This is a genomic window from Actinoplanes sp. NPDC049316 (genome assembly GCF_040677315.1).
Taxonomy (GTDB): domain Bacteria; phylum Actinomycetota; class Actinomycetes; order Mycobacteriales; family Micromonosporaceae; genus Actinoplanes.
Genome location: NZ_JBFAQM010000001.1, coordinates 229,577 through 252,299 on the forward strand (window position 1 = coordinate 229,577; position 22,723 = coordinate 252,299).

Sequence of the window (22,723 nt, forward strand, 5' to 3'; positions counted from 1 at the left end):
GAGGTCGCATGGACAGCACCGTGCCGCTGCTGCGCCTGCAGGGCATCAACAAGAGCTTCGGGCCGGTCCAGGCGCTGACCGACGTCGACCTGGACGTGCCCGCCGCCCAGGTGACCGCGTTGTGCGGCGACAACGGCGCCGGGAAGTCGGTCCTGATCAAGTGCGTGGCGGGGATCCACGAGCCGGACCACGGGCAGATCTTCTGGGCCGGCCGGCCGGTGCACATCCGCAGCCCGCGCGACGCGGCGCAGCTCGGGATCGAGACGGTCTACCAGGACCTCGCGCTGGCCGACAACCTCGACATCGTGCAGAACATGTTCCTCGGGCGCGAGCGCCTGCGGCACCGGCTGCTCGACGAGGACGACATGGAGAAGGCCGCCGCCGCCACGCTGCGGGAGCTCGGCGTGACGACCGTCGGGTCCGTACGCCAGCCCGTCGCCTCGTTGTCCGGCGGCCAGCGGCAGTCCGTCGCGGTGGCCAAGGCCGTCATGTGGCACTCCAAGCTCGTGATCATGGACGAGCCGACCGCGGCCCTCGGCGTCGCGCAGACCGCGATGGTGCTGGACCTGGTACGGGCGCTCCGGACGCACGGGCTCGCCGTACTGATCATCTCGCACAACCTGAACGACGTCTTCGCGGTGGCGGACCGCATCGCGGTGCTCCACCTCGGCCGGATGGCCGTCCAGGATTCCGTGTCCCGGTTCGACCGGCGGCGGGTCGTGGAGTACATGACGTCCGGACGCGCCGGAAGCGCCGCAGGCGAACCCCGGGCAGAGACAGGGGCCGACAATGTTCCGGCATGAGTCCCGCAGCGTGACCTCCACCGAGCCGCGACCGCCGTCCACGCAGGAGCGTGCCGCTGCCGAGCTGGACCCGGCACTCGTGCCGCCTGTCGTGACGGCGCAGACCTTGCGCCAATACATCCATGCGCAGGTCGTGCGTCTGCGCAGCGGTGAGAGCGGCGTGCTGCCCGTGGTGCTGGGGCTGCTCGCCATCGTGATCGTCTTCCAGGCGGTCAGCCCCGGTCACGTGTTCCTGTCGGCCGGCAACGTCGTGAACCTGTTCCTGCAGAGCGCCGTGTTCATGGTGCTCGCGATGGCGGAGATCTTCACGCTGCTGCTCGGCGACATCGACCTGTCCACCGGGTACGTCGGCGCGGTCGGCGGCGTGATCGCCGTCCAGCTCGTCCAGCCCGCCACCGCCGGCTGGCCCTGGTGGGCCGCGATCGCCGCCGCCCTGCTCGCCTGCGCCGCGATCGGCGCGCTGCAGGGCACCCTGATCACCCGGCTGCGGCTGCCCGCGTTCATCGTCACGCTCGGCGGGCTCCTGGTGTTCAACGGGGTCCTGCTCATCATCCTGTCGCTCGGCCCGTTCTCCGGCTACCCCAGCTTGAGCGGGGACGACGCCGACCTGCGCGTGCTGTACGACCTCATGTGGGGCCACGTCACGCCGCTGCAGGGCTGGCTGGTGCTGGCCGCGTTCGTGGCCGTGTTCGGGGTGACCACGTACCGCCGGGACGCGCGCCGGCGCCGCAGCGGGCTGGTCGCCGCCCCGCTCAGCGTCACGCTGATCAAGATCGCGTCGGTGGCGGCCGCGGGCGCCGCGGTGGTCGCCGTGTGCAACATCAACCGGGCCGCGCTGGGCACCCTCGCGGGCGTGCCCTGGGCCATCTTCATCGTGCTCGGCGTCCTGGCCGCGTGGACCGTGCTGCTGCAGCGCAGCCGGTTCGGCCGCTACATCTACGCCATCGGCGGGAGCCCGGAGGCCGCGCGCCGCGCCGGTGTGGACGTACGCTCGGTCCGTACCTGGGCCTTCGTGCTCTGCTCCGTCACCGCGGGTGTCGCCGGCCTGCTGTACGCCTCCTACCTCGGCGGCATGTCGAACAACGTCAACGGCGGCCAGCTCGTCCTCTACGCGGTCGCGGCGGCGGTGATCGGCGGCACGTCGCTGTTCGGCGGCCGGGGCAAGGCCATGCACGGGGTCCTCGGCGGGCTCGTCATCGGCGGCATCTACAACGGGATGTACCTGGAGGGCCTCGCCGTCCAGTGGGAGTTCATCGTCACCGGCCTGGTCCTGATCGCGGCCGTCACGGTCGACGCGCTGTCCCGGCGGAGGCGGGGCTGAGACGCGGCGGGCACGGGCCCCTCGAGGCCCGTGCCCGCCGGCGGTCAGATCGTCATCCGTGAGCCGCCAGGCCTTGGTGCGCGGCCCGGCTGGCGGGCAGGGCGAGCGCCCCGGACACCGCCACGATCACGCCGACCACCCACGAGGTCCACGCCGCCCCGGTCGCGTCGCTGTACGAGAACAGCCAAGGCGCCAGGAACGCGACGACCCCGGCGGCGATGGCCAGCACCTCGTCGGTCATGAGGCCCGGTGAGTAGAGCGCGACCAGTCCGAACACGGCCATCGCCGCGCCGATGATCACCATGGCCCAGGTGCCGGCCGTGCCGACCTCCACCCAGATCGGCGACAGCGCCAGGAACACGCCCGCGGCCGTGGTCAGCCAGTCCTGCCACCGCCGCCAGGGCATGGTTGCGGATGCCATCTCGGTCACCTCCTGCTGAACTGCGTACCCATCCCCGAAGTCCACGCCGCATCCGGGCCCGTCAGTAGGGCCGAACGTCCCGCAGCGGCTCGCGATGCACCTCGGCCGGGAAGTGGCCGGTGAACCAGTCGGTGGCCAGGCCGGCGACCGAGTCCAGCGCGCCCGGCTCCTCGAACAGGTGCGAGGCGCCCGGCACGATCGCCAGCCGGTGGGCGCAGCGCAGCCGCCCGGCCGCGGCTCGGTTCAGGCCGAGCACCAGGCGGTCGGAGCCGCCGACGATGAGCAGCGTCGGCGCCCGCACGTCGCCCAGCGAGGCCCCGGTCAGATCGGGCCGGCCCCCTCGGCACACCACGGCGGCCACGTCCAGGGCTGGATCGGCGGCGGCCCGCAACGCCGCCGCGGCGCCCGTGCTCGCCCCGAAGAGGCCGACCGGGAGGTGCTCCGTCGCGGGCTGCGCCCGCACCCAGGCGACCACCTCGGCGAGGCGTCCGGCCAGCAGCCCGATGTCGAAGACGTTCCCGCGGTGGACCTCCTCCTCCGCGGTCAGCAGGTCGAACAGCAAGGTGCCGAGCCCGGCCCGGTGCAGCACCTGGGCGACGTACCGGTTCCGCGGGCTGTGCCGGCTGCTGCCGCTGCCGTGGGCGAAGACGACCACCCCGGTGGCGTCCCCCGGCACGGTGAGTCGGCCGGACAGCCGTGTGCCGCCGGCGTCCACGGTGACCTCGGCGTCCATCGCCGACCCCGGCGGATCACCGGCCTGCATGGCGGCGGCCTGGTCGAGCAGGGCCGCGACCTCGTGGTCCCCGGTCGGCCGGAAGTCGTCGTAGAAGCGGCCCACCGCGGTGAAGTCGGCCGGGCGCTGCAGGCAGACCACCTCGTCGGCGTCGCCGGCCAGGTCCCGCACCGCGTCCGGCGCACCGACCGGCGCGGCCAGCACGATGCGCGTGGCGCCGAGCGACCGCGCCACCCGGCACGCGACCCGGGCCGTCGATCCGGTGGCGATGCCGTCGTCGACCACCACCGCCGTACGGCCGGTCAGGTCCACCCGCGGGCGGTTGCCCCGCAACGCCTGCAGGCGGCGCTGGACGTCGACCCGGGCGTGCGCCTGCGCGGCGCTCAGCTCCTCGCGAGGGACCCCGGCCATGCGCACGACCCCGGTGTTGACCACGCCGGCGCCGCCCTCGCCGACCGCGCCCATCGCCAGTTCGGGCTGCCAGGGCACGCCGACCTTGCGGACCACGATCACGTCGAGCGGCGCGCCCAGCTCCCGCGCGACCTCGGCCGCGACCGGCACCCCGCCACGGGGAAGGCCCAGCACCACCACGTTCCGGCCGCGCAGGTGCCTCAGTGCCTGCGCGAGCTGCCTGCCGGCGTCGACCCGGTTCCGGTACGTCATGGCATCCCCATCGGTCGTCACCTGCAGGGCCTGCGGCTCGTACGGATCCTGAGCCGCCACGTTCATCGCACACCATCGGATGCATGAATGTCAGGGCCGAACGTCCCATGCCGGACGCGGCGCGTACGGCCACCATGGACGCATGAATTCGCCGCTGCCGCCGGGCTACCCGCGCGGCTACGAGCGCGCGCTGCGCCTGTCGGACGGCCGTACGGTGCAGCTGCGCCCGATCCGGCCGGACGACACCGGGCAGCTCGCCGAGGCCATCCGTACGGCCGACGAGGACACCCTGCGCCGCCGCTTCGTCGGCGGGCCGCCGCACGTCACCCCGGAGCTGCTGACCCACTTGTGCACGGTGGACTACCGGGATCGATTCGCCCTGGTGGCGACGGACCCCCGGACCGGACGAGGGGTCGCCATCGCCCGCTACGAGGCGGTGCCCGGCGACGCGGCGGACGTCGCCGTGGCCGTCGACCGGGCGTGGCGCGGCGTCGGGCTCGCCACCGCGCTGGTCGAGCTGCTCGCCGAGGCGGCCCTGGACAACGGCATCCACACGTTCAGCGCGTACTTCCTCGCGGAGAACCGCCCGGTGGCCGCGCTGCTCGACCACATCGGCGGTTCCGGGCGGCGAACCATCAGGGAGGGTTTCGCCGAGGCGGCGGTGGCCCTGGACCGGGACCGCGTCCAGGCCGCCGTCGACCGCCTCGAGGGTCCGCAAGGCCCGGGCTGACCCGCCGGGCGCTTCCATCACGCCGCGCGGCGCCGGTCCGCCGGCTCAGCGGGCGGTCGCCTCGATCGTGCCGCGGGCGCCGCGGTCGGCGTCGGCCATGGCGTGGGTGACGAACGGGTAGTGGCCCGGCTGGGGGAGGACGGTCTCGACGAAGCCGCCGGCCGCCGGGCCGAGCGTCAGCACCTGGGCGCCGCCCGGATCGGCCGGGCGTAGCTGGTAGCGGCCCTCGGCGTAGACGGTGTCGAACTGGGCCCCGACGACGTGGAAGGACGTGTCGCGGTTCGGGCCCGCGTCGAGGAGCCAGATGCGGACGCGGTCGCCGGCGCGGGCCGCGAGGGGACGGTGGGTGTACTGGGCGGCGTACCCGTTGAACATCATCGCGTCCGGGCGGTCGGCCCGCATGGCGGCGAGGTCGCCGCCGAGGTAGAGCTCGGACTGCACGAGCACGTACTCGCGGTCGGCGCGGGACAGGCCGGGCGGGTCGATGATGACGGCGCCGTACATGCCGTTGGCGAGGTGCAGCAGCATCGGCATGGTCGAGCAGTGGTACATCCAGATGCCGGCCTTGGTGGCGGTGAACCGGTAAGTGAGGCGCCGGCCGGGTTCGATGGGCCGCATCGGCTCGTCGGGGGCGAGCGCGCCGGCGTGGAAGTCGACGCCGTGGTCGACCGTGCCGTCGTTGATGAGGGTGACCACGAAGGTGTCGCCGATCCGGCCGCGGATCGTGGGCCCGGGCACGGTCCCGTTGTACGTCCACATCGTCTGCCGCACGCCCGGGGCGACCTCGAGCTCGACCTGGCGGACGTGCAGGGTGATCCGGTGGAGCCGCCCGGCGTGCAGGGGTGGTGCTGTCGCGTCGCGGGCTTGGAAGGCCGGTCCCGGGTCGGCCATGGTGTCGACGGTGGCGGCCGGTTCGGGACTGGCGGCGCCGGTGGCCGGGTGGGGCTCGGGGACGGAGGCGGACCCGGTGGCCGAGATGGACAGCGTCATGCCGGCCTGGCGGTGCCCGGGCAGCGAGCACCAGCCCGCGACCGTCCCGCCGATCACCCCGGCGTCGAGGCGGGCGGTCCGGCCGGCGCCGATCGGGCCGGTCTTCGCGCCGGTGGCCAGCACCAGGTCGTGGCGCCGCTGGTCGTGGTTGATGAGGTCGATGACCAGCCGGTCCCCGGCCGGGACGGTGATCTGCTGCGGGTGGTAGCGCATGTTCTCCACGGTCACCGCGACCGTGGTGGTGTGCCCGGTGGCGGCGACGGCGGTCGTCGCGGCGGCCGTGGCCGGGTCGCCGCCGGTGACCCGCTGCGCGGCGACGCCGGTCAGCACGGCGAGCACGACCAGGGCGGCGCCGGTGGCGAGGCCGCCGAGGGGCCGGTCGGACATGGTGACTACCTCCGGTCGAGCAGGAGCAGGCGGGCCGCCGGCAGCACGAACTGCACCAGCGCGGCGAGCAGCAGCAGCGATGTGGTGATGCGGACGTACGGGCCGACCGGCAGCAGGAAGACGATCAGCGCGGCGTTGGTCATGGCGAGTCGTTGCGGCCACCGCCGGTCCAGGGCGGCGGTACGGTCCCGGACCCGGGCCGGCCCGCCACCGAGCGCCATGGGCAGCAGGTACGCGAGCGCGCCGAGCAGGATCTGGGCGACCGAGCCCACGAGCAGCGGCGTCAGCACGGCGCCGAAGTGGTCGGCAGCCGCGTCGGGACCGGCCGCGCGCATCAGGGTGACCCCGTCGACGGCCAGGGCCACGAGCAGCCACCCCGCGCCGGCCGCGATGGACCAGGCGGCGAACGACTCCGGCGGCTTCTGCCGCGCGGCCCGCGCGGCCGGCAGCGCGGTCACCAGCACCGCGACCGCGAACACCAGCAGGCCCGCCACGGCGGCCGGCGGCCACCAGGCCAGCACCCCGGCGGCGAGCAGGCCGAGGCCGCCGAGCGCGGTGCCCAGGGAGGCCCGGGACGCGGCGACCGCCGCCGGGTCCATGCGCGTACGCAGCACCGTCGGCCACAACGTGAGGACGGTGCCCAGCACGGTGAGCATGATCCAGCCGAGCAGGTTGACGTGGGCGTGGAACAGCAGGATCCGTGACCGCACGGGCGCGTCGGCGACGAGCATCCACGCGCCGGCCGGGATCCCGGTCAGCAGCGCCACCGCGGCGGCCAGGTAGTAGCGCACGGTCACCGCGAACCGGGCCGGCAACGCCGATCGCAGCCGTACGGCGAGCCACGCCAGGTGCCCGGCCACGGCGGCGAAGACAGCGGCCGCGCCGGCCACCCCGAGCCACGGCCGGTCCGCGGTGCCGCCGGCGAGGACGGCGATCACGCCGGCGTTGAGCACGGCCAGCCGTACGGCCTCGGCCCGCCGGTGAGCGGGCGCGGGGACGCGCAGCACGGCAGCGGTGAAGTGCGCGCTCCACACCAGAATCGCGTTGGTCGCCGCGCCCAGCAGCAACAGGTGGATGGCGAGCCAGCGCCACGCGGGCAGGAACGGGTGCACGAACGCGAGCAGGACCAGCGCGGCCAGATATGCGGCCGGCAGCAGCCCGGTGCGGCGGTGCCAGGTGGCTCGGCCGGTCACCGCGGTGCTCATGCGAGGACTCGGCTACGAGGCGCGGAGACGGAGACGGCGACGGCGCATCCGATGAAGAGCAGCACCGATGCCACGTTGGCGACGCCGGACCAGCGCCACACCGGCTGCAGGCCTGCGGCGTCGCCTGCTGCGACCCGCACCAGCAGGGAGCCGTGCAGCAGCGCGAGCGGCAGGTAGAGCACGGGGCGGTAGGGGAGGGGACGGCGCAGCACCGCGGGCAGGATCACGGGCGCGTGCACGAAGATCATCGAGAGCGTGAAGCCGAGGAAGACGGCGTGCAGGGTGGCGTCGTAGCGGGCACCGGCGCCGGTCCTCCCGGCCCCGGCCCAGAGCAGTCCGGCGAGGGCCAGCCAGGCGTACCCGGCGAGCAGGCCGGCGGCGACGTAGCGGGGCAGTCCGGTGCCGCGCACGGTGCGCCGCGCGACGTCGAAGACCGCCAGCCACGCGGTGACGCCCAGCAGCGCGAGGCCGAACAGCTGCGTACCCGTTTGCGGCCACAGGCTGGCGGCGGTGGCCGCGGTGACCAGGGCGGCGAGCGCGGTCAGGAACCAGCGCTGCGCGGCGGGGGCGGTCAGCGCGACGTGGGCCAGCTCGAGGCGTTCCCCCGCGATGGTGGCGACCACGAAGACCACCATCCACGGTACGGCGTCAGCCACGGCGAAGCCGGCCAGCCAGAGCAGGGTGGCCGCGTACCAGGCGAGCGCGCCGGCCGCCTGGGCGAGCAGGGCGGCCGACTCCTGACGGGTCCACAGCATCCGATAGATGCCGAGCAGCCCCACGGCCCCGCCCATCAGGAGGAGCTTGCCGGGCAGAGTGGGGCCGGTGGCCAGCAGCGTCAGGCCGCCCGCGGCGGAACACGCGGGCGCCAGCAGGGCGGTGCGGCGGCCGAGCGCCACCGCGCGTTCGAGCGCGATGAGGGTGCCGACGAAGCCGAACACCATGACCGGTCCGTGCACGTCCTCGATGGACGACGGCGGCGTGGGAACCGCGGTGCCGAGCAGGAGCAGGGCCGCATACAGGCCGCCGAGCAGGGCGAGCCCCGCTGCGGCCAGGACGGGGACGCGCAGGCGGACCGGAAGTGCGGCCGCTATCGGCATCACGGCTCCCCGGCGGCGCGCCGGCGGAGCCCCGGAAGACGGACGACGCAGGCGTGCGGCGCGCCGAACGGCTCGAGCACGGTGCCGTCGCCGTCCCCGCCGCGGCTCTCCAGGACGCCCTGGACCACGCCGGCGTGCAGGCCGCACATGGCGTCCGGATTCTGGCCGACGAGCTCGAGGAACGGGCACGTGTGCAGGTGCAGCTCGACGGGGTCCCCCGGCTCGGCGGACAGCCGTCGCGGACTGAAGCCCAGCCCGTCGAGGACGGTGCTGACCGTGTCGACCGGGTCGTGGTGGGCCGGCGCGGTCGCGGCGAGCTGCCGCCCCCAGTCCCGTCCGACGCGGCCGGCCGCCTCCCGGGTGTCGCCCTGGCCGTGCGGCAGGTGGGCGAGCAGGGCGGCCGCCAGCGCCCGGTACGGCGCCGGCGCGGGGTCGGCAGCGGTGGCCCGGTAGCGCCAGGCGGGCCGGCCGGGCAGCCCGCCGCTCGCGCGGGCCTTGACGAGCAGCCCCGCCTCGACGAGGCGTTCGAGGTGCGCGCGGGTGGTCGACAGGTGCTGACCGGTGGCGGTGGCCACGTCGGCTGCGGTCAGGCCACCGGCCGCGTCGCGCACCAGCCGCAGGATCGTGACCCGGCTCGCCGACCCGAGGGCGCGGTGCCGCGGGGTGTCGATCGTCTCGCCGCTCGGGCCTGTACCGGAGGTTTCCACGGTGCTAAACGTTATAACGTCAGTTGGCATCAAAACCAGAGGAGCGCGTCATGTCACAGTCCGACCGAACCGCGGCGGCGGCCGTCGTCAGCCACCACGAGCAGCTGGCCGCGGCCCTGACCCGGCAGGTCGCCGAGCTCGTCGAGGCCGCTGACGTCGGCAGCCTGCGGCGCACCTGGACGGTCCGCGACGCGCTCGTCGGCTGGGTGCACACCGAGCTGCTGCCGCACGCGTACGCCGAGGAGGAGGCGCTCTACCCGGCCGCCGCCCGCCGGCCGGAGGCGAAACTGCTGGTCGACGGCATGCTGGAGGAGCACCGGGCGATCGCGGAGCTGGTGACCGAGCTCGAGACCACGCCGTCCCCGGTGGCGGCCGCGGCGGCGGGCCGGGCGCTGCGCGCGGTGTTCGAGTCCCACCTGGCCAAGGAGAACGAGCTCATCGTGCCGGTGCTGGTGGACGCCGACGACGTCGACCTCGCGGCCCTGCTCGCGGGCATGCACGAGCTGCTCGGGGAAGAGGACGGCAAGCCCGCGGCGTCCGGGTGCGGCTGCGGAGGCTGCGGGTGCGGCGGTGACTCGTCCGGCGCGGCCGAGGCGCCGGCCCCGGCGCTGAGCATCGACGCGCGGATCGACGTACGGCAGCTCCCGCACGCGCAGCGGCACGCCCAGGTGCTGGCCGCCGTCGACGCCGTACCGGCCGACGGCGCGCTGGTGCTCGTGGCGCCGCACGCGCCGCTGCCGCTGCTCAGCGAGATCGACCGGCGATACAGCGGCCAGTTCGCCACCGAATGGCTGCAGGACGGCCCGGACGTCTGGCAGGTGCGCCTGCACCGCGCGGGTCTTTCGGCCCTGTCCGGCGCGGAAACGCGTGGATAGCGTCGCGTCCATGATCGAGAGGGGTACGCGACGCCGGCTGGCCGGCTACCGATTCGCCGTACCCCTCGCGGGCCGGCACGTGCGCCGGGTGTTCGACGAGCGCTGTCCGGGGCGCTGATCCCTCAGCCCCTGTTCACGCCTTCCCGACAAGGAACACCTCGTGCTGGACGACGTCCGCGCCGCGTGCCGGCGTGACCCGGCCCTGTACGGCATCCACCGCGCCGAAGTCCTGCTCTACCCCGGCCTGTGGGCCGTCTGGGGCCACCGCCTCGCGCACTGGCTGCACTGCCGGGGCGTACCCCTGCTGCCGCGCCTGATCTCCCAGGCGATGCGCACCGTCACGGGGATCGAGATCCACCCCGGCGCCGTCGTCGGCCGGCGGCTGTTCATCGACCACGGCGCCGGGGTCGTCATCGGGGAGACCGCCCGCATCGGCGACGACGTGACCATGTACCACCAGGTCACGCTCGGCGGCCGGGGGTGGCGCCGCGACCCGAAGGGCAGCCGGCGGCACCCCACTGTCGGCGACCGCGTCGTGCTCGGCGTCGGCGCCACCGTGCTCGGGCCCGTCCACATCGGCGACGACGCCGAGATCGGCGCCCTCTGCCTCGTCCTGTCCGACGTCCCCGCCGGCGCCCGGCTGCGCGCGCCGGCGGCCCAAGTCATCCCCGGGAGCCTGCCATGGTCCACGACGACATCACCGCTCTGATCGGCCGTACCCCGCTGGTGCGGCTGTCCCGCTTCGAGCCCGGCCTGCCGGCCCGGCTGCTCGCCAAACTCGAGTCCGCCAACCCCGGCGGCAGCGTCAAGGACCGCATCGCGCTCGCCATGATCGAGGCGGCGGAGGCCACCGAGGAGCTCCGGCCCGGCGTGCCCATCGTCGAGGCGACCAGCGGCAACACCGGCATCGGCCTCGCCGTGGTGGCGGCCGCGCGCGGCTACCGGCTGACGCTGACCATGCCGGAGAGCATGAGCGCCGAGCGGCGGGCTCTGCTGGCTGCGTACGGCGCCGAGCTGGTCCTGACCCCCGCGGCCGAGGGCATGCGCGGCGCCGTCGCCCGGGCCCTCGAGATCGCCGACGAGCGCAACGCGTTCCTGCCCCGGCAGTTCGACAACCCGGCCAACCCGGACGTGCACCGGCGTACCACGGCCCTGGAGATCTGGAACGACACCGACGGAGACCTCGACGCGGTCGTCGCCGGGGTCGGCACCGGCGGCACCCTGACCGGCATCGGCCAGGTGCTCAAGGAGAAGAAGCCCGGCCTGCGGGTGTACGCGGTGGAACCGGCCGAGTCCCCGGTGCTCTCCGGCGGCGCTGCCGGCCCGCACGGTATCCAGGGCATCGGCGCCGGCTTCGTGCCGGAGGTCCTCGACCCGACCGTCTACGACGAGGTGGTCCGCGTCGACGTGGGGCAGGCCCGCTCGGCCGCCCGCCGGCTCGCCCGCACCGAGGGCATCCTGGCAGGCGTGTCCAGCGGCGCCGCCCTGTACGCCGCGGCCCGCGTGGCCCGCCGCCCGGAGTACGAGGGCGGCACCGTCGTGGTCGTGCTCCCCGACACCGGCGAGCGGTATCTGAGCACGCCGCTGTTCGAGGCCTAAGCGCCGGCGACGACCCGGCGGACGCCGGGGCACCGGCGGCGGAGCTCGTCCTCGAGCCGGTGGCGCAGGGTGATCCCCGCGGCCGGGCAGCCGTTGCAGGCGCCCGACATGCGGACCGTCACCACGCCGTCGTGGACGTCCACCAGCTCGAGGCCGCCGCCGTGGGAGAGCGCCAGCTCGCCCGCCCGGCCGCCGATCAGCGCGGCGGCCGCGGCCCGCAACGGCTCGTCGGGGTCGCCGGGGGCGGCTGCGGTCCAGCCGTCCGGGTCGACGAGCGCCTCGTGCAGCGCGGACCGTACGCGGGAGCCGTCGCGCGACCAGCTGCGTCCCGCGGCCAGGTCGGTGACGACCGCGGCGGCCTCCACCGACACCGCCGCGAGCGTCCCGTCGCGCAGCAGCGTGGCCAGCGCCCCCGGCACGCTGTCCGGGACGCCGGTGAACGCCAGCACGCCGGCCGGGGTGATCCAGCGCAGCCGTTCTGGGCGTCCAGGGCAGGCCTGGGGGTGGATGGGGATCATCAGCCGCCCCCGGTCAGCGCGGCGGTGACCGTATGCGCCAGGAACGCCATCACCCACGCCAGCGTCGTGAGATAGCCGAACGCGACCAGCGGCCATTTCCACCCGCCGGTCTCGCGTCGCAGGATGCCGACCGTGGCCATGCACTGCAGCGCGAAGGCGAAGTACACCAGCAGCGCCGCGATGGTCGGCGCCGTGAAGACCCGCTGCCCGGCGTCCGGCCCGTCGGGGTACGTCATGGTCCGCAGCGCCTGGGCCGGATGCTCGGCGTCCTCGGCGGCGGCCACCTGGCCGAGCGTGGCGACGAAGGTCTCCCGGGCCGACTGGGCGGACAGCACGCCGATGTTGATCCGCCAGTCGAAGCCCAGCGGCGCGAACACCGGCGCCACCCCGCGCCCGAGCGCCGCGGCATAGCTGTGATCGGTGACGTACGCGGACACCGCCCGGTCGTCACCCGGGTCGACGCCGTGCGCGCGCAGGTCCGCGGCGGAGTGCAGCGGCAGGTTGAGCAGCAGCCACAGCACGACGGTGGTGACCGTGATGATGGTCGAGCACTTGCGCAGGAACGACCGCGCCGATTCCCCCATGGCGATCAGCACGGACCGCAGCGTCGGAATCCGGTACGGCGGCATCTCCATGTAGAACGGCATCGCCGTGCCCTTGCGCCCGCCGATCTTCTTGAACGCCCAGGCGGCCAGCATGGCCGACACGGCGCCGAGCAGGTACATGCCGAACATCACCAGGCCCTGCAGCCCGAGCGGGCCGACCCGGGCCGACGGGTCCACGAGCAGGCCGATGAGCAGCACGTACACCGGGAGGCGGGCGGAACAGGTGATCAGCGGGGCGGCCATCATCGTGGCCAGCCGGTCACGGGCCGAGGGCAGCGTGCGGGTCGCCATGATGCCCGGGATCGCGCACGCGAACGACGACAGCAGCGAGACGAAGGCCCGCCCCTCCAGGCCGGCGCGGGCCATCACCCGGTCCATGAGGAACGCAGCGCGGGACATGTAGCCGATGCCCTCGAGCACGGCGATCAGCAGGAACAGCAGCATGATCTGCGGCACGAAGACCACCACGCCGCCGACCCCGCCGATCAGGGCGTCGCCGAGCAGCCCGCCCAGCCACGGGTTGTGGACGTGCGCGGTGACCAGCGCGGACAGCCAGCCGAAGAACGACTCGACGTACCCCTGCAGCGGCGCCGCCAGCCGGAACACGACCTGGAAGAACAGCACCATCACGGCCAGGAACACGATCGTGCCGGCCACCGGGTGCAGCAGGACGGCGTCGACCCGCTGCGTCATCCGGTGCCGGCCCGGCGGCCGGTAGCCGGCGAACGTCAGCACGGACTCGGCCCAGGCGTCCAGCTCGGCCCGATCGGTGGGCGGCGCCAGGGCCGGAGCGGCCCAGGACCGCCAGTCGTCGACGAGCTCGCGCAGCCGGTCCGCGCCCTGGCCGCCGCGGCCGATCACCACGACCACCGGTACGCCGAGCGCCTGCCCGAACGCCTCGACGTCGAGGGCGCCCTGCCGGGCCGTGAGCTCGTCGGTGAACGTCACGACGACCGCGGTCGGCAGCCCGCGCCCGATGACCTCCGCCGCGAACCGCAGCGAGCGGCGCAGGGTGGTGGCGTCGACGACGACCAGCACCGCGTCGGGCGGCGTCTCGCCGTCGAGACGGCCGTCCAGCACGTCGACCATGACCTGCTCGTCCGGGCTGATCGGGGCCAGGCTGTAGGTGCCGGGCAGGTCCTCGATCACATACTGGCGGCCGTTGATCCGGCTGGTGCCGACGAAGCGGGAGACGGTCACGCCGGGATAGTTGCCGGTCTTGGCGCGCAGGCCGGTGAGCGCGTTGAAGATGCTGGTCTTGCCGGCGTTCGGGCTGCCGGCGAGCGCGATGCGCGGTGTGGCGACGCCGACCCCGCCCGCGCCGCGGTCGCCCGGGGCGCCGCAGTGGTCGCTCATTCGTCGAACTCCCGCGCCAGCAGGTACGCCGCCTGCGCGCGGCGCAGGCACACGTCGTAGTCGCGTACGCGATAGATCGTGGGGTCCCGCAGCGGCGCCCGCCGCACGACCTCCACCTGCGAGCCCGCGGTGAATCCCAGATCCTCGAGCCGGCGTACGACGGGAGCCGGAGCCTCCGCCGCGGTGCCGGTCACCCGCACCAGGCTGCCCGGCGGGAAATCCGCGAGCGCGGCGATCCGCCCGGCCGGCTGCGCGGGGAGCCGGGAGGCGGCTGGGGCCATGGGGGTCACTCGGGTCACCCGCCAACTGTAGAGGTAAGGCTAGCTTTACCGACTCGGCCGGCTTTCCCGCATTCAGTGGACCTTCGGCCCTGCCCGGATTCCGGTACCGCGGGCCGATGATGGGACCCGGCGAACGAACGTCGTCGGCAAGGGAGCAATGTCATGAGCCACGGCAAAGCGGTACGCGACGCGCTCAGAGGACCCACCCGCGCGCTGCGGCAGGCGATTCCCGAGGTGTACCGCGGCTATCGGGAGCTGCACGGCGCCGCGCTGGCGCCCGGCGCGCTGGACGCACGGACCAAGGAGTTGATCGCCCTGGCGATCGCGGTCAGCAAGGAGTGCGACGGCTGCATCGCCGCGCACGCCCACGCCGCGGTCCAGCAGGGCGCCACCCCGGCCGAGGCGGCCGAGGCGATCGGCGTGACGTTCCTCATGAACGGCGGGCCGGCGACCGTCTACGGCGCCCGGGCGTTCGACGCGTTCCGGGAGTTCTACGAGGAGCACGAGCAGCACGGCGGCGCCACGCAGCGGGCGGAGGCCGCGCACTCCGGGTGATCTCGCGGTTGTAGAGTCGACCTGCCGCCACTGGTAGGGGATCACTCGTGTCTCAGTCCACCGGACTGCCTACGGATCCGGACGTCGACCTGCATGTCGCTTCGCAACGGCGGGAGCTGTCCCGGACGCCGCGGGCGGTGCTCGGCGCCGTCGCGCTCGGCGGCGCCCTCGGTGCGCTGGCCCGCTACGGCCTGGCCACCGCGTGGCCGCACCTGCCGGGAGGCTTTCCGTGGGCCACCTTCGCCACGAACGTCTCCGGCTGCCTCCTCATCGGCATCCTCATGGTGCTGATCACCGAGGTGTGGTCGGCGCACCGGCTGGTCCGGCCTTTCCTCGGCGTCGGCGTGCTGGGCGGCTACACCACCTTCTCCACGTACACCGGTGAGGTTCAGCAGCTGGTGGCGGCCGGCGCCGCGCGTACCGGGCTCGTCTATCTGGCCGGCACGGTCCTCGCCGCGCTCGCGGCGGTGTACGCCGGCGTCTCCGCGGCCCGCCTGGTGACCCGCCGGCGGCGCCGCGGGCGGCGGAAGGAGGCCTCATGAAGATCGAGGGTCCGGCGGTACGGCTGACCGTCTTCATCGGTGAGGACGACACGTGGCACCACAAGCCGCTCTACCACGAGATCGTGCACCGCGCGCACGTCGCCGGGCTGGCCGGGGCGTCGGTGCTGCGCGGCATCGAGGGGTACGGCGCCTCGTCGCGCATCCACACCACCCGGTTGCTGTCGCTGTCGGAGGACCTGCCCGTCGCCGTGATCATCGTCGACCAGGAGGACCGGATCCGCCGGTTCCTGCCCGAGCTGGACGAGCTGGTCGCCGAGGGTCTGGTGATCATCGACCCGGTCGAGGTCATCCGGTACGTCGGCCGTGCCGCGCAGGGTGACTCGTGACGGCTCTGCTCGTCATGCTGGGCGCCGCGATCGGGGCACCGCTGCGCTACCTGGCCGACCGGGCCGTGCAGGCGCGGCACGACTCCGTCTTCCCGTGGGGCACGTTCACCGTCAACGTCACCGGCTCCTTCATCCTCGGCGTGCTGCTGCACGGCGTCGCGGTGCACGCGGTGCCGGGCAGTGTCAACGCGCTGCTGGGCACCGGGCTGTGCGGCGCGCTGACCACGTACTCCACGTTCGGGTTCGAGACGGTGCGGCTGCTGGAGGAGCGGGTGCGCGCGTACGCCGTGCTCAATGTGGTCGCGAGCGTCGTCGCCGGGCTGGGCGCCGCGTTCTGCGGGATCGCGCTCGCCGAGGCGCTCTGGCGCTGACCCACCGGTTCCCTCGCCCCGCCCGGCGGGACCTTCGGCCCGATGACGACGCGTACGGCCACTGGAAGAGTCGGCAGAGGAACGTGGCCTGTCGCCTCTGGCTGTGGGAGCCCGAAATGACCTTGACGATCGCCGGCCTGACGGCCGTGGAAGTGCTCGACTCGCGGGGCCGCCCGACCCTGGCGGTGACGCTGCGGCTGCCCGACGGCCGCACCGTCCGCGCCGGAGTGCCGTCCGGCGCGTCCACCGGCAGCCGCGAGGCGGTCGAGCTCCGCGACGGCGACCCGCTGCGGTACGCCGGCAAGGGCGTCCTGCGCGCCGTCGCCCACGTCGAGGGCGAGATCGCCGACCTGCTCCGCGGTCGCGAGTTCGCCGACCTGGCGGCCGTGGACCGGGCGATGATCGAGGCGGACGGCACGGCCACGAAGGCCCGGCTCGGCGCCAACGCGATCATCGGTGTGTCGATGGCCGCGGCGCGCGCCTTCGCGCTGCTCGCCGGCCTGCCCCTGTGGCGCTACCTGACCCCCGCCGGAGTCACCCCGCGGCTGCCCGTGCCGCACTTCAACGTCGTCAACGGCGGCGCCCACGCGCCCAACCGGCTCGACTTCCAGGAGTTCATGATCGCGCCGGTCGGCGCGCCCGACCTCACCGAGGCGGTCCGCGCCGGCGCCGAGGTGTACGCCGCGCTGCGCCGCCGCCTGGCCGACAAGGGCTTCGCCACGGGCCTGGGCGACGAGGGCGGCTTCGCCCCCGAGATCGACGCCCCGGAGGACGTGCTCTCCACCCTCGTCGACGCCATCACCGACGCCGGCTACACCCCCGGCCGCGACGGCGTGGCGATCGCGCTGGACCCGGCCGCGAGCGAGTTCTACCGCGACGGCCGCTACCACGTCGCGGGTGAGAGCCTCACCACCGACGACATGATCGCCCGGTACGAGGCCATCGTGGACCGCTTCCCGGTGTGGAGCATCGAGGACGGCCTGGCCGAGGGCGACTGGGACGGCTGGGTGGAGTTCACCGCACGCCTCGGCGGCCGGGCGCAGCTCGTCGGCGACGACCTGCTGGTGACCAACCCGGCCATCGTCGCGGAGGGGATCGACCGCAAGGCGGCCACCGCGGCGCTGATCAAGGTGAACCAGATCGGCACCGTGACCGAGACGCTGGAGACCATGCGCCTGTGCCGCGAGGCCGGCTGGGCCCAGATGGTCTCGCACCGTTCGGGCGAGACCGAGGACACCTTCATCGCCGACCTCGCGGTGGGCACGGGCTGCGGTCAGCTCAAGACCGGGGCGCCGGCCCGCGGCGAGCGGGTCGCCAAGTACAACCGGCTGATCGAGATCGAGGCCGGCGACGATCTGCCGTACGGGCTGCGCTGATCCGGCGCCCGCTACGGCGGCGCCGCGAGGTCCGGCTCGCCCGCACGGCCCTGCTCATGGCTCGACGGTCAGGACGATCTTGCCCTGGATGTGGCCGCGGGCGGCCCGCCGGTGCGCCTCGGCGGCCTCGGCGAGCGGGTACGTGCTGTCGATGGCGACCTGGATCGTGCCGTCGCCGAGCAGCCGTCCGAGCTCGGCGAGCTGAGGGCCGTTCGAGCGCACCTGGGTGATCGACACCGTGACGCCCAGCCGTGCGACCTCGTCGGCGTCGAACTCGCCGGAGAACACCGGGAACAGGGCTCCGCCGCGCTTGAGCGTACGCAGGAAGCGACGGCTTGCCGGACCGCCGACGGTGTCGAGCACCAGGTCGAGGTCACGCGCGACCTCCTCCGGACGGGTCCTCGTGTAGTCGACGACCTCGTCGGCGCCGAGCTCCCGCAGGAACGCCTCGTGCGTGCCCGACGCCACCGCGATGACCCGTGCGCCCTTCCACTTCGCCAGCTGCAGCCCGATGTGGCCGACGCCGCCCGCGGCGCCGTTGACGAGCACGGTCGTCCCGGGGCCGAGCGGCACCGGGCGGTGACGGTGGTCCTGGAACGGCGACGGGTGATCGTGCCCGAGGTCGATCAGGAACTGCCATGCGGTGAGCCCGGCCATGGGCGCCGCCGCGGCGTGCACGTGGTCCAGGCCGGCCGGCTTGCGGGCGAGGTCGGACGCGGGGGCTGTGACGTACTCGGCGTAGGTGCTGCCCCGGAAGCCGGGGAAGCGCAGCATGCCGAAGACCTCGTCGCCGGGGGAGAACTCCGGCACGCCTGCGCCGACCGCCTCCACCACACCGGACATGTCGGTGCCGGGGGTCACCGGCAGGTCGATCTTCGGGCGCAGCTCCGCGGGCATGACGGTCAGCCCGTCGCGCAGGTACCAGTCGGGCGGGTTGACGCCCACGGCGTGCACGCGGACGAGGACCTCACCCTCCGTCGGCTCGGGCATCGGGACGTCCTGGTGGCGCAGCACGTCCGGGCCGCCGTACTCGTGCAGCCGGGTCGCCTTCATGGTCCTGGTCGGCATCGCTGTCCCTCGGGTGTGCGGATGGACTACCCTAAGCGGGTCGGTGCTCCGAATATACGGGTCACTGCTCCGTTTAGCAACGGGAGGGGTACGTGCGGGCTGACGCCAGAAGGAACTACGAGCAGCTGCTCGCGGTCGCGAGCGTCGTGGTGACCGAGGAGGGCGCCGACGCGTCGCTGCGCGACATCGCCCGCCGCGCCGGGGTCGGGCTGGGCACCATGTACCGCCATTTCCCCACCCGGGAGGCCCTGTTCGAGGCGCTGCTCCGGACCGGCTTCGACGAGCTGGCGGCGAAGGCCGGCGACCTGGAGGCTGCCCCGTCGGCCGGCGACGCCCTCGTGTCCTGGCTGCGCGAATTCGTCGCGTGCGCGCACAACTACCGGGGCGTCATCGACTCGATGGTGGCCGCCATCGAGGACCCGGACTCCGCGCTGCACGCCTCCTGCACCACGATGAGGGCCGCGGGCGCCCGGCTCCTCGACCGCGCCCAGGCCGAAGGCGCCGCGCGCACCGACATCGACGGCACCGACCTGTACGCCCTCGGCGGCGCGCTCGCGTGGGTCGGCGATCAGCCCGCCCTCGCCTCGCGGGTCGACCACCTCTTCGCGCTCGTCGCCGAGACGATCCTCACGAAACAGCCGGCGCGCCCCTGACGGGCGAGTCCTCCACCTCCTCCGGCGCCACGCCGGAGGAGGCCAGGGCCTTGCGCGCCCAGGCGCCGATCCGCGCCCAGTCCCGCAGGTCCCGCCGGCCGGCCCGGCGGCGGCCGACGGGGTCGGCCCCACCGAACAACCCGACCGCGACGGGTACGAGCCAAGCCCGCTTGGCCAGCGCACGGTCGAGCTGAGCCCGGCTGCTCTGCCAGGCCTCCTCCTCGTCGCGGCGGGGACCCAGGGCGAAGACGGCCACCGGCACGGAGCTCAACGCGGCCCGGTGCCGCTTCAGGAACCGGTGCGCGTCCCGATGCCACCGCCCCGAGTAGATCGGGGCACCGAGCATCACGAGGTCCCAGCCGGCCGGGGATTCGACAACGGTGTGTGCGGGCACGACCTCCACCTCGGTGCCGGTGGCGCGGACCGCGGTCCCCACCGCCTCCGCGACCTGCCGGGTGGAGCCGTTCCTGGTGGCGTACGCCACGAGCACACGGGTCATCACCATCGCCTCCATGGCTCTCAGAACGCGTGGACGTGCAGGAAGTGCTCGATGCCGAGCCGCTGCCACACCCGGCGGCGGCTCGGCCGTACGGTCGGGAGCGCCTGCGCGGCGTCGATCACCCGGAATTCACCGATCGTGTAGCCGACGCCGTACACGTCGATCGTGGCCCGCCCGGCCGCCAGCAGATTGCGCAGCCAGTCCACATCGGTCCCGTACGGCAGCGGGATCACGAACCCGCCCTCGACGGGCTCGGCGACGACCGGTGTGGTGTACTCCCGCCCGGAGCGCCGTCCGACGTGGTGCAGCGCGGCGGCGTAGAAGTGCCGGCGCCCGGCCGCGAGCCGCATGACGGGGTTGAGAATCGCCTTGTTGAACTTCCGTACGCCGACGCGCCGGTGGTTCGTCTGTGTCCCGGACATGGCGGACTCCAGTCTCCTGGTCTCTCCCCTCGAGTCCACCCCCGCGGCGTCCACCGTGGCCAGGGCGGAAGGTCACCGGGATGAGGGCCGCCGGGCGGGGCGGCAGCACGGGATACGGGGACCAACGACCCTGCCGGCGAAGCGGTCGCCGGGGACACGCTGAGAACCTCCGGACCGGGGCGGGGCCGATGCAGCATGAGGGGGCCAGGCATGAGCGACACGAAGCAGCGCCGGAACGTGATCCGCGGCCCCGGCGGCGGAGACGCCGTCTACGGCATCGGCCTGATCGGCGCCCTCGTCTGGTACATCAGCCAGGCCGACAGCTTCGGCGCGGGCGTCATCGGCGTGCTGAAGGCCTTCGTCTGGCCCGCTTTCCTGGTGTACGGCCTCCTCCAGTACATCTCCGGCTGACGGTCTCTCGGCGGACCATCGTGAGGGAGTCATCATGATTCGCAAGTCCCCGCAGAAGCACAGCGCGAAGAAGCAAGGCAAGACGTTGAAGGAGAAGCAGGCCGCCAAGAAGCAGAAGCGGATGGCGCAGGTGGGCAAGACATCGATCATCCCGCCGACGGGCCACTGACCGTACATTCTCGGCTCAGGCTGCGATCTCGTCGATCGGAGGGACGGGCGTCCGTGATCGGCAGGACGAGGTCTGCCTGACCGAAGCCGGAAAAATCGGACGTCCCTGTCGCCTATCCGTCTCGCGTTCCGTAACGGCATTTCCGGCAATTCCGGCTGCCCATACTGGGCCCGGCGCCGACCGGTGCCGCAGTGACGAACGCGGGGGGCAGTGATGCAGTGCGAGACGGAAACACCGGAACGACGGCGAGGCGCGGTGGCCGGGATGCTGGCCGTGGCGCTCGCCGTACCGCTGGGCGCGGTCGTGGCCGGCACGCCCGCGGTCGCGGCCGAGCGGCTGACGCTGCCGGTCTTCGCCGTACGGTCGTCCGGCCTGAGCGATGAGCAGGCGGCCGGGCTGACCCGGGCGCTGGGCCTCAAGCAGGTCGCCCGCGGCGAGGACGGCAGCGTCCGGTACGCGGCCGAGCAGTCGTTCCTCGCCGTGCCGACCCGGGCCGGTGGGCGGGGCAAGGAGCGCGACGAGGACGGCCGGCCGACCACGAGGGCCCTGCTCGACGTCGCGGCGCTCAAGCGCCTGCGGACCATCAGCACGGGAGACGCGCTGCGCCGGGCGACACGGGCGCTCAAGGTGGCGAAGCTGTTGCCGCGGGAGGCGAAGCCCGTCGCGCGCAAGACCACGATGACCGCGGTCGACCGGCGGGGGCGGACCCTCGTGTCGGCCGCGCTGGACACGAGCGTCTCGTACGCGTTCACGCTCGGCGGGCTGCCCTACGAGGGCCCGGGCGCGAAGATCCGCCTCGCCTTCGACGGCAAGGGTGCCGTCACCGGCCTATCGTTCAGCACGCGCGAGCTGGCGGAGGCCGGCTCGGTCGACGTGCTCGACGCGGCCGGCGCGATGGACCGGTGTGCCCGGGCGATGGGCGAAGGCGTCCGCGTCACGTCGGCCGCGCCGGTCTACTGGGCGCCGGAGCTGTCCGCGTCCCTGCAGGCGATCGAGCCGAGCTTCCGGTGCTCCGGCGTGGACCGGGCGGGCGCCCAGGCGCAGCGTGTCGTCGTACCCGCCGCGGTGGACGCCCGGCTGCCCGAGCCTCCGGCGCCGCAGGAACCGCGGCCGGGAGGCGCCGGCCGGGTGATGTCCCGCGCGTACGGCGTCGCCGACGTGGGCAGCGAGGGCACCGGTCCGTGCTCGGGGCTGCCGTACACGAGCAACAATCTCGCCTCGTTCAACAACCAGTTCAGCGGCCGCGGCATCCCGGTGGAGTTCAGCTGGCGTGACCAGAACGCGTGGGAGCAGGACTTCAAGGATCCCGCGTACGGCGGCGACGACAGCAACTGGGCCGACCACGTCGACATGACCTACTGGCAGGGCCACGGCGCGCCGACCGGGTTCAGCTTCGCCGGGTGCAGCAGCAACGACGACTCGTTCCTGGCGAACACGGAGGCCCGCTGGGGCAACGGCGACGCCGAGTGGATGAGCCTGTTCACCTGCCTGGTCCTCGCGCAGGACTCCGGCGGCCGGCGGTGGTGGCAGCGCTGGGGTCCCGCGTTCGCCGGCCTGCACCAGATCAACAGCTTCCACACGATCTCGTACCACAGCGCCTCGCACGGCGGCACGTACGCCAACTATCTGCTGCGCAGCCCGTTCCTGTGGTGGAACAAGCCGATGCCGGTCCGCACCGCCTGGGCGCAGGCCTCGATCGACGACCAGCCGGCCTCGGTGGTGTGGGCCAGCATGGGCCCGATCGGGCCGGGCGGCGCGGTGAGCCTGAACGACTACTTCTGGGGCAAGGGCGCGGTCAGCCCCGACGTGCCCGCCGGGTCGGTCACCGGCTACTGGTACATCTCCGGCGGCTCCTGAGCCCGGGGCGGTGGGGGCCGTCGGACCCGGGCGACCGGGCCGTCGGCCCCGTCCGCACGCGCGGCGCCGGCACGAGACTGGGGGCAGCAACGACGGTGAGGAGGCCGGCATGTGTGTCATCGATCCGTCGCGTCCCTGCGGGAGCTGCCTCGCGGCGAACCC

The 22,723-nt window shown here is 73.9% G+C and carries 27 protein-coding genes and 1 pseudogene; 15 read left to right on the plus strand and 13 right to left on the minus strand.

What is annotated here, in order from left to right; all coding sequences use genetic code 11:
- Window positions 1-8 precede the first annotated feature (8 nt).
- Window positions 9-803, plus strand: a complete 795-nt coding sequence (locus AB0K03_RS00985) for an ATP-binding cassette domain-containing protein (RefSeq protein ID WP_364678607.1) — start codon at window positions 9-11, stop codon at window positions 801-803.
- A gap of 10 nt (window positions 804-813) precedes the next feature.
- Window positions 814-2,124: an ABC transporter permease subunit gene (locus AB0K03_RS00990; RefSeq protein ID WP_364678609.1), complete on the plus strand. Its 1,311-nt coding sequence runs from the start codon at window positions 814-816 to the stop codon at window positions 2,122-2,124.
- 52 nt (window positions 2,125-2,176) lie between these two features.
- Here the strand turns inward: AB0K03_RS00990 and AB0K03_RS00995 are convergent, their stop codons facing one another.
- From AB0K03_RS00995 to AB0K03_RS01005, 3 genes and pseudogenes are all read right to left on the minus strand, one after another.
- Entirely contained in the window at window positions 2,177-2,545 is a 369-nt protein-coding gene (locus AB0K03_RS00995; RefSeq protein WP_364678611.1) for an SPW repeat domain-containing protein, read from the minus strand.
- A 61-nt stretch (window positions 2,546-2,606) separates the two neighbouring features.
- Window positions 2,607-3,278, minus strand: coding sequence for an alpha/beta family hydrolase (locus tag AB0K03_RS01000; RefSeq protein WP_364679375.1), 672 nt, complete (start codon window positions 3,276-3,278; stop codon window positions 2,607-2,609).
- An 81-nt stretch (window positions 3,279-3,359) separates the two neighbouring features.
- Window positions 3,360-3,941, minus strand: a pseudogene (locus AB0K03_RS01005) (phosphoribosyltransferase family protein); the annotation flags it as partial.
- A 142-nt stretch (window positions 3,942-4,083) separates the two neighbouring features.
- Here AB0K03_RS01005 and AB0K03_RS01010 point away from each other — a divergent pair.
- Window positions 4,084-4,671: a GNAT family N-acetyltransferase gene (locus tag AB0K03_RS01010; protein WP_364678614.1), complete on the plus strand. Its 588-nt coding sequence runs from the start codon at window positions 4,084-4,086 to the stop codon at window positions 4,669-4,671.
- Window positions 4,672-4,716: 45 nt separating this feature from the next.
- Here the strand turns inward: AB0K03_RS01010 and AB0K03_RS01015 are convergent, their stop codons facing one another.
- The 4 genes from AB0K03_RS01015 to AB0K03_RS01030 are packed head-to-tail and all read right to left on the minus strand — an operon-like array spanning window position 4,717 to window position 9,057.
- Entirely contained in the window at window positions 4,717-6,048 is a 1,332-nt protein-coding gene (locus AB0K03_RS01015; RefSeq protein WP_364678617.1) for a multicopper oxidase domain-containing protein, read from the minus strand.
- Between the two features lie 5 nt (window positions 6,049-6,053).
- Window positions 6,054-7,253, minus strand: a complete 1,200-nt coding sequence (locus AB0K03_RS01020) for a hypothetical protein (protein WP_364678619.1) — start codon at window positions 7,251-7,253, stop codon at window positions 6,054-6,056.
- A complete protein-coding gene (locus AB0K03_RS01025) occupies window positions 7,250-8,350 on the minus strand; it encodes a hypothetical protein (RefSeq protein ID WP_364678621.1) in 1,101 nt (366 codons plus the stop codon). The genes AB0K03_RS01020 and AB0K03_RS01025 overlap by 4 nt, the downstream gene beginning before the upstream one ends.
- Entirely contained in the window at window positions 8,350-9,057 is a 708-nt protein-coding gene (locus AB0K03_RS01030; protein WP_364678623.1) for a helix-turn-helix domain-containing protein, read from the minus strand. The genes AB0K03_RS01025 and AB0K03_RS01030 overlap by 1 nt, the downstream gene beginning before the upstream one ends.
- A 50-nt stretch (window positions 9,058-9,107) precedes the next feature.
- On the opposite strand from AB0K03_RS01030, the gene AB0K03_RS01035 reads away from it, so the two are divergent.
- The 3 genes from AB0K03_RS01035 (at window position 9,108) to cysK (ending at window position 11,531) form a co-directional block, all read left to right on the plus strand.
- On the plus strand, window positions 9,108-9,932 hold the full coding sequence (locus tag AB0K03_RS01035) for a DUF2249 domain-containing protein (RefSeq protein WP_364678626.1): 825 nt from the start codon (window positions 9,108-9,110) through the stop codon (window positions 9,930-9,932).
- A gap of 160 nt (window positions 9,933-10,092) precedes the next feature.
- Window positions 10,093-10,641, plus strand: coding sequence for a serine O-acetyltransferase EpsC (gene epsC / locus AB0K03_RS01040; protein WP_364678628.1), 549 nt, complete (start codon window positions 10,093-10,095; stop codon window positions 10,639-10,641).
- Window positions 10,614-11,531 (plus strand): cysteine synthase A, encoded by a 918-nt coding sequence (cysK, locus tag AB0K03_RS01045; RefSeq protein ID WP_364678631.1) that lies wholly within the window; start codon window positions 10,614-10,616, stop codon window positions 11,529-11,531. Before epsC ends, cysK begins: the two co-directional genes overlap by 28 nt.
- Here cysK and AB0K03_RS01050 read toward each other — a convergent pair.
- The 3 genes from AB0K03_RS01050 to AB0K03_RS01060 are packed head-to-tail and all read right to left on the minus strand — an operon-like array spanning window position 11,528 to window position 14,309.
- Entirely contained in the window at window positions 11,528-12,049 is a 522-nt protein-coding gene (locus tag AB0K03_RS01050; protein WP_364678634.1) for a NifU family protein, read from the minus strand. The two genes, cysK and AB0K03_RS01050, sit on opposite strands and share 4 nt — an antisense overlap.
- Window positions 12,049-14,010, minus strand: coding sequence for a ferrous iron transporter B (locus AB0K03_RS01055; protein ID WP_364678637.1), 1,962 nt, complete (start codon window positions 14,008-14,010; stop codon window positions 12,049-12,051). The genes AB0K03_RS01050 and AB0K03_RS01055 overlap by 1 nt, the downstream gene beginning before the upstream one ends.
- The gene (locus tag AB0K03_RS01060; protein ID WP_364678639.1) at window positions 14,007-14,309 is read right to left on the minus strand and encodes a FeoA family protein; all 303 of its coding nucleotides are present in this window, start codon (window positions 14,307-14,309) and stop codon (window positions 14,007-14,009) included. Before AB0K03_RS01060 ends, AB0K03_RS01055 begins: the two co-directional genes overlap by 4 nt.
- Before the next feature lie 144 nt (window positions 14,310-14,453).
- On the opposite strand from AB0K03_RS01060, the gene AB0K03_RS01065 reads away from it, so the two are divergent.
- The 5 genes from AB0K03_RS01065 to eno all read left to right on the plus strand — a co-directional run bounded on the left by AB0K03_RS01065 (window position 14,454) and on the right by eno (window position 17,482).
- Window positions 14,454-14,846 carry a carboxymuconolactone decarboxylase family protein gene (locus AB0K03_RS01065; RefSeq protein ID WP_364678641.1) on the plus strand — a complete coding sequence of 131 codons (393 nt, stop codon included), beginning with the start codon at window positions 14,454-14,456 and terminating at the stop codon, window positions 14,844-14,846.
- A gap of 47 nt (window positions 14,847-14,893) precedes the next feature.
- The gene (gene crcB, locus AB0K03_RS01070; protein WP_364678643.1) at window positions 14,894-15,388 is read left to right on the plus strand and encodes a fluoride efflux transporter CrcB; all 495 of its coding nucleotides are present in this window, start codon (window positions 14,894-14,896) and stop codon (window positions 15,386-15,388) included.
- Window positions 15,385-15,735: a DUF190 domain-containing protein gene (locus AB0K03_RS01075; protein ID WP_364678646.1), complete on the plus strand. Its 351-nt coding sequence runs from the start codon at window positions 15,385-15,387 to the stop codon at window positions 15,733-15,735. The genes crcB (AB0K03_RS01070) and AB0K03_RS01075 overlap by 4 nt, the downstream gene beginning before the upstream one ends.
- Window positions 15,732-16,106 carry a fluoride efflux transporter CrcB gene (gene crcB / locus AB0K03_RS01080; RefSeq protein WP_364678647.1) on the plus strand — a complete coding sequence of 125 codons (375 nt, stop codon included), beginning with the start codon at window positions 15,732-15,734 and terminating at the stop codon, window positions 16,104-16,106. The genes AB0K03_RS01075 and crcB (AB0K03_RS01080) overlap by 4 nt, the downstream gene beginning before the upstream one ends.
- A 116-nt stretch (window positions 16,107-16,222) precedes the next feature.
- Complete coding sequence (gene eno, locus AB0K03_RS01085; protein ID WP_364678649.1) at window positions 16,223-17,482, plus strand: phosphopyruvate hydratase; 1,260 nt, start codon at window positions 16,223-16,225, stop codon at window positions 17,480-17,482.
- A 54-nt stretch (window positions 17,483-17,536) separates the two neighbouring features.
- Here the strand turns inward: eno and AB0K03_RS01090 are convergent, their stop codons facing one another.
- Window positions 17,537-18,550 (minus strand): NADP-dependent oxidoreductase, encoded by a 1,014-nt coding sequence (locus AB0K03_RS01090; protein WP_364678651.1) that lies wholly within the window; start codon window positions 18,548-18,550, stop codon window positions 17,537-17,539.
- 92 nt (window positions 18,551-18,642) lie between these two features.
- Between AB0K03_RS01090 and AB0K03_RS01095 the strand changes: the two genes are divergently transcribed.
- Window positions 18,643-19,203 (plus strand): helix-turn-helix domain-containing protein, encoded by a 561-nt coding sequence (locus tag AB0K03_RS01095; protein WP_364678653.1) that lies wholly within the window; start codon window positions 18,643-18,645, stop codon window positions 19,201-19,203.
- On the opposite strand, the gene AB0K03_RS01100 is transcribed toward AB0K03_RS01095, so the two are convergent.
- On the minus strand, window positions 19,178-19,702 hold the full coding sequence (locus AB0K03_RS01100; protein ID WP_364678656.1) for a flavodoxin domain-containing protein: 525 nt from the start codon (window positions 19,700-19,702) through the stop codon (window positions 19,178-19,180). The two genes, AB0K03_RS01095 and AB0K03_RS01100, sit on opposite strands and share 26 nt — an antisense overlap.
- Window positions 19,703-19,722: 20 nt before the next feature.
- Window positions 19,723-20,124 (minus strand): hypothetical protein, encoded by a 402-nt coding sequence (locus AB0K03_RS01105; RefSeq protein WP_364678658.1) that lies wholly within the window; start codon window positions 20,122-20,124, stop codon window positions 19,723-19,725.
- 210 nt (window positions 20,125-20,334) lie between these two features.
- Between AB0K03_RS01105 and AB0K03_RS01110 the strand changes: the two genes are divergently transcribed.
- From AB0K03_RS01110 to AB0K03_RS01120, 3 genes are all read left to right on the plus strand, one after another.
- Window positions 20,335-20,535, plus strand: coding sequence for a hypothetical protein (locus AB0K03_RS01110; RefSeq protein WP_364678661.1), 201 nt, complete (start codon window positions 20,335-20,337; stop codon window positions 20,533-20,535).
- A gap of 34 nt (window positions 20,536-20,569) precedes the next feature.
- Entirely contained in the window at window positions 20,570-20,704 is a 135-nt protein-coding gene (locus tag AB0K03_RS01115; RefSeq protein WP_364678663.1) for a hypothetical protein, read from the plus strand.
- Window positions 20,705-20,968: 264 nt separating this feature from the next.
- Window positions 20,969-22,561, plus strand: coding sequence for a DUF6345 domain-containing protein (locus AB0K03_RS01120; protein WP_364679377.1), 1,593 nt, complete (start codon window positions 20,969-20,971; stop codon window positions 22,559-22,561).
- The last annotated feature ends 162 nt before the right edge of the window (window positions 22,562-22,723 follow it).

Excerpts from the sequence above, each read along its gene's own strand:
- AB0K03_RS00985 (WP_364678607.1), top strand. The coding sequence starts at position 9 with ATGGACAGCACCGTGCCGCTGCTGCGCCTGCAGGGCATCAACAAGAGC.
- AB0K03_RS00995 (WP_364678611.1), bottom strand. The coding sequence starts at position 2,545 with ATGGCATCCGCAACCATGCCCTGGCGGCGGTGGCAGGACTGGCTGACC.
- AB0K03_RS01000 (WP_364679375.1), bottom strand. The coding sequence starts at position 3,278 with ATGGACGCCGAGGTCACCGTGGACGCCGGCGGCACACGGCTGTCCGGC.
- AB0K03_RS01010 (WP_364678614.1), top strand. The coding sequence starts at position 4,084 with ATGAATTCGCCGCTGCCGCCGGGCTACCCGCGCGGCTACGAGCGCGCG.
- AB0K03_RS01015 (WP_364678617.1), bottom strand. The coding sequence starts at position 6,048 with ATGTCCGACCGGCCCCTCGGCGGCCTCGCCACCGGCGCCGCCCTGGTC.
- AB0K03_RS01020 (WP_364678619.1), bottom strand. The coding sequence starts at position 7,253 with ATGAGCACCGCGGTGACCGGCCGAGCCACCTGGCACCGCCGCACCGGG.
- AB0K03_RS01025 (WP_364678621.1), bottom strand. The coding sequence starts at position 8,350 with ATGCCGATAGCGGCCGCACTTCCGGTCCGCCTGCGCGTCCCCGTCCTG.
- AB0K03_RS01035 (WP_364678626.1), top strand. The coding sequence starts at position 9,108 with ATGTCACAGTCCGACCGAACCGCGGCGGCGGCCGTCGTCAGCCACCAC.
- cysK (WP_364678631.1), top strand. The coding sequence starts at position 10,614 with ATGGTCCACGACGACATCACCGCTCTGATCGGCCGTACCCCGCTGGTG.
- AB0K03_RS01050 (WP_364678634.1), bottom strand. The coding sequence starts at position 12,049 with ATGATCCCCATCCACCCCCAGGCCTGCCCTGGACGCCCAGAACGGCTG.
- AB0K03_RS01055 (WP_364678637.1), bottom strand. The coding sequence starts at position 14,010 with ATGAGCGACCACTGCGGCGCCCCGGGCGACCGCGGCGCGGGCGGGGTC.
- AB0K03_RS01065 (WP_364678641.1), top strand. The coding sequence starts at position 14,454 with ATGAGCCACGGCAAAGCGGTACGCGACGCGCTCAGAGGACCCACCCGC.
- AB0K03_RS01075 (WP_364678646.1), top strand. The coding sequence starts at position 15,385 with ATGAAGATCGAGGGTCCGGCGGTACGGCTGACCGTCTTCATCGGTGAG.
- eno (WP_364678649.1), top strand. The coding sequence starts at position 16,223 with ATGACCTTGACGATCGCCGGCCTGACGGCCGTGGAAGTGCTCGACTCG.
- AB0K03_RS01090 (WP_364678651.1), bottom strand. The coding sequence starts at position 18,550 with ATGCCGACCAGGACCATGAAGGCGACCCGGCTGCACGAGTACGGCGGC.
- AB0K03_RS01100 (WP_364678656.1), bottom strand. The coding sequence starts at position 19,702 with ATGACCCGTGTGCTCGTGGCGTACGCCACCAGGAACGGCTCCACCCGG.
- AB0K03_RS01105 (WP_364678658.1), bottom strand. The coding sequence starts at position 20,124 with ATGTCCGGGACACAGACGAACCACCGGCGCGTCGGCGTACGGAAGTTC.
- AB0K03_RS01110 (WP_364678661.1), top strand. The coding sequence starts at position 20,335 with ATGAGCGACACGAAGCAGCGCCGGAACGTGATCCGCGGCCCCGGCGGC.
- AB0K03_RS01115 (WP_364678663.1), top strand. The coding sequence starts at position 20,570 with ATGATTCGCAAGTCCCCGCAGAAGCACAGCGCGAAGAAGCAAGGCAAG.
- AB0K03_RS01120 (WP_364679377.1), top strand. The coding sequence starts at position 20,969 with ATGCTGGCCGTGGCGCTCGCCGTACCGCTGGGCGCGGTCGTGGCCGGC.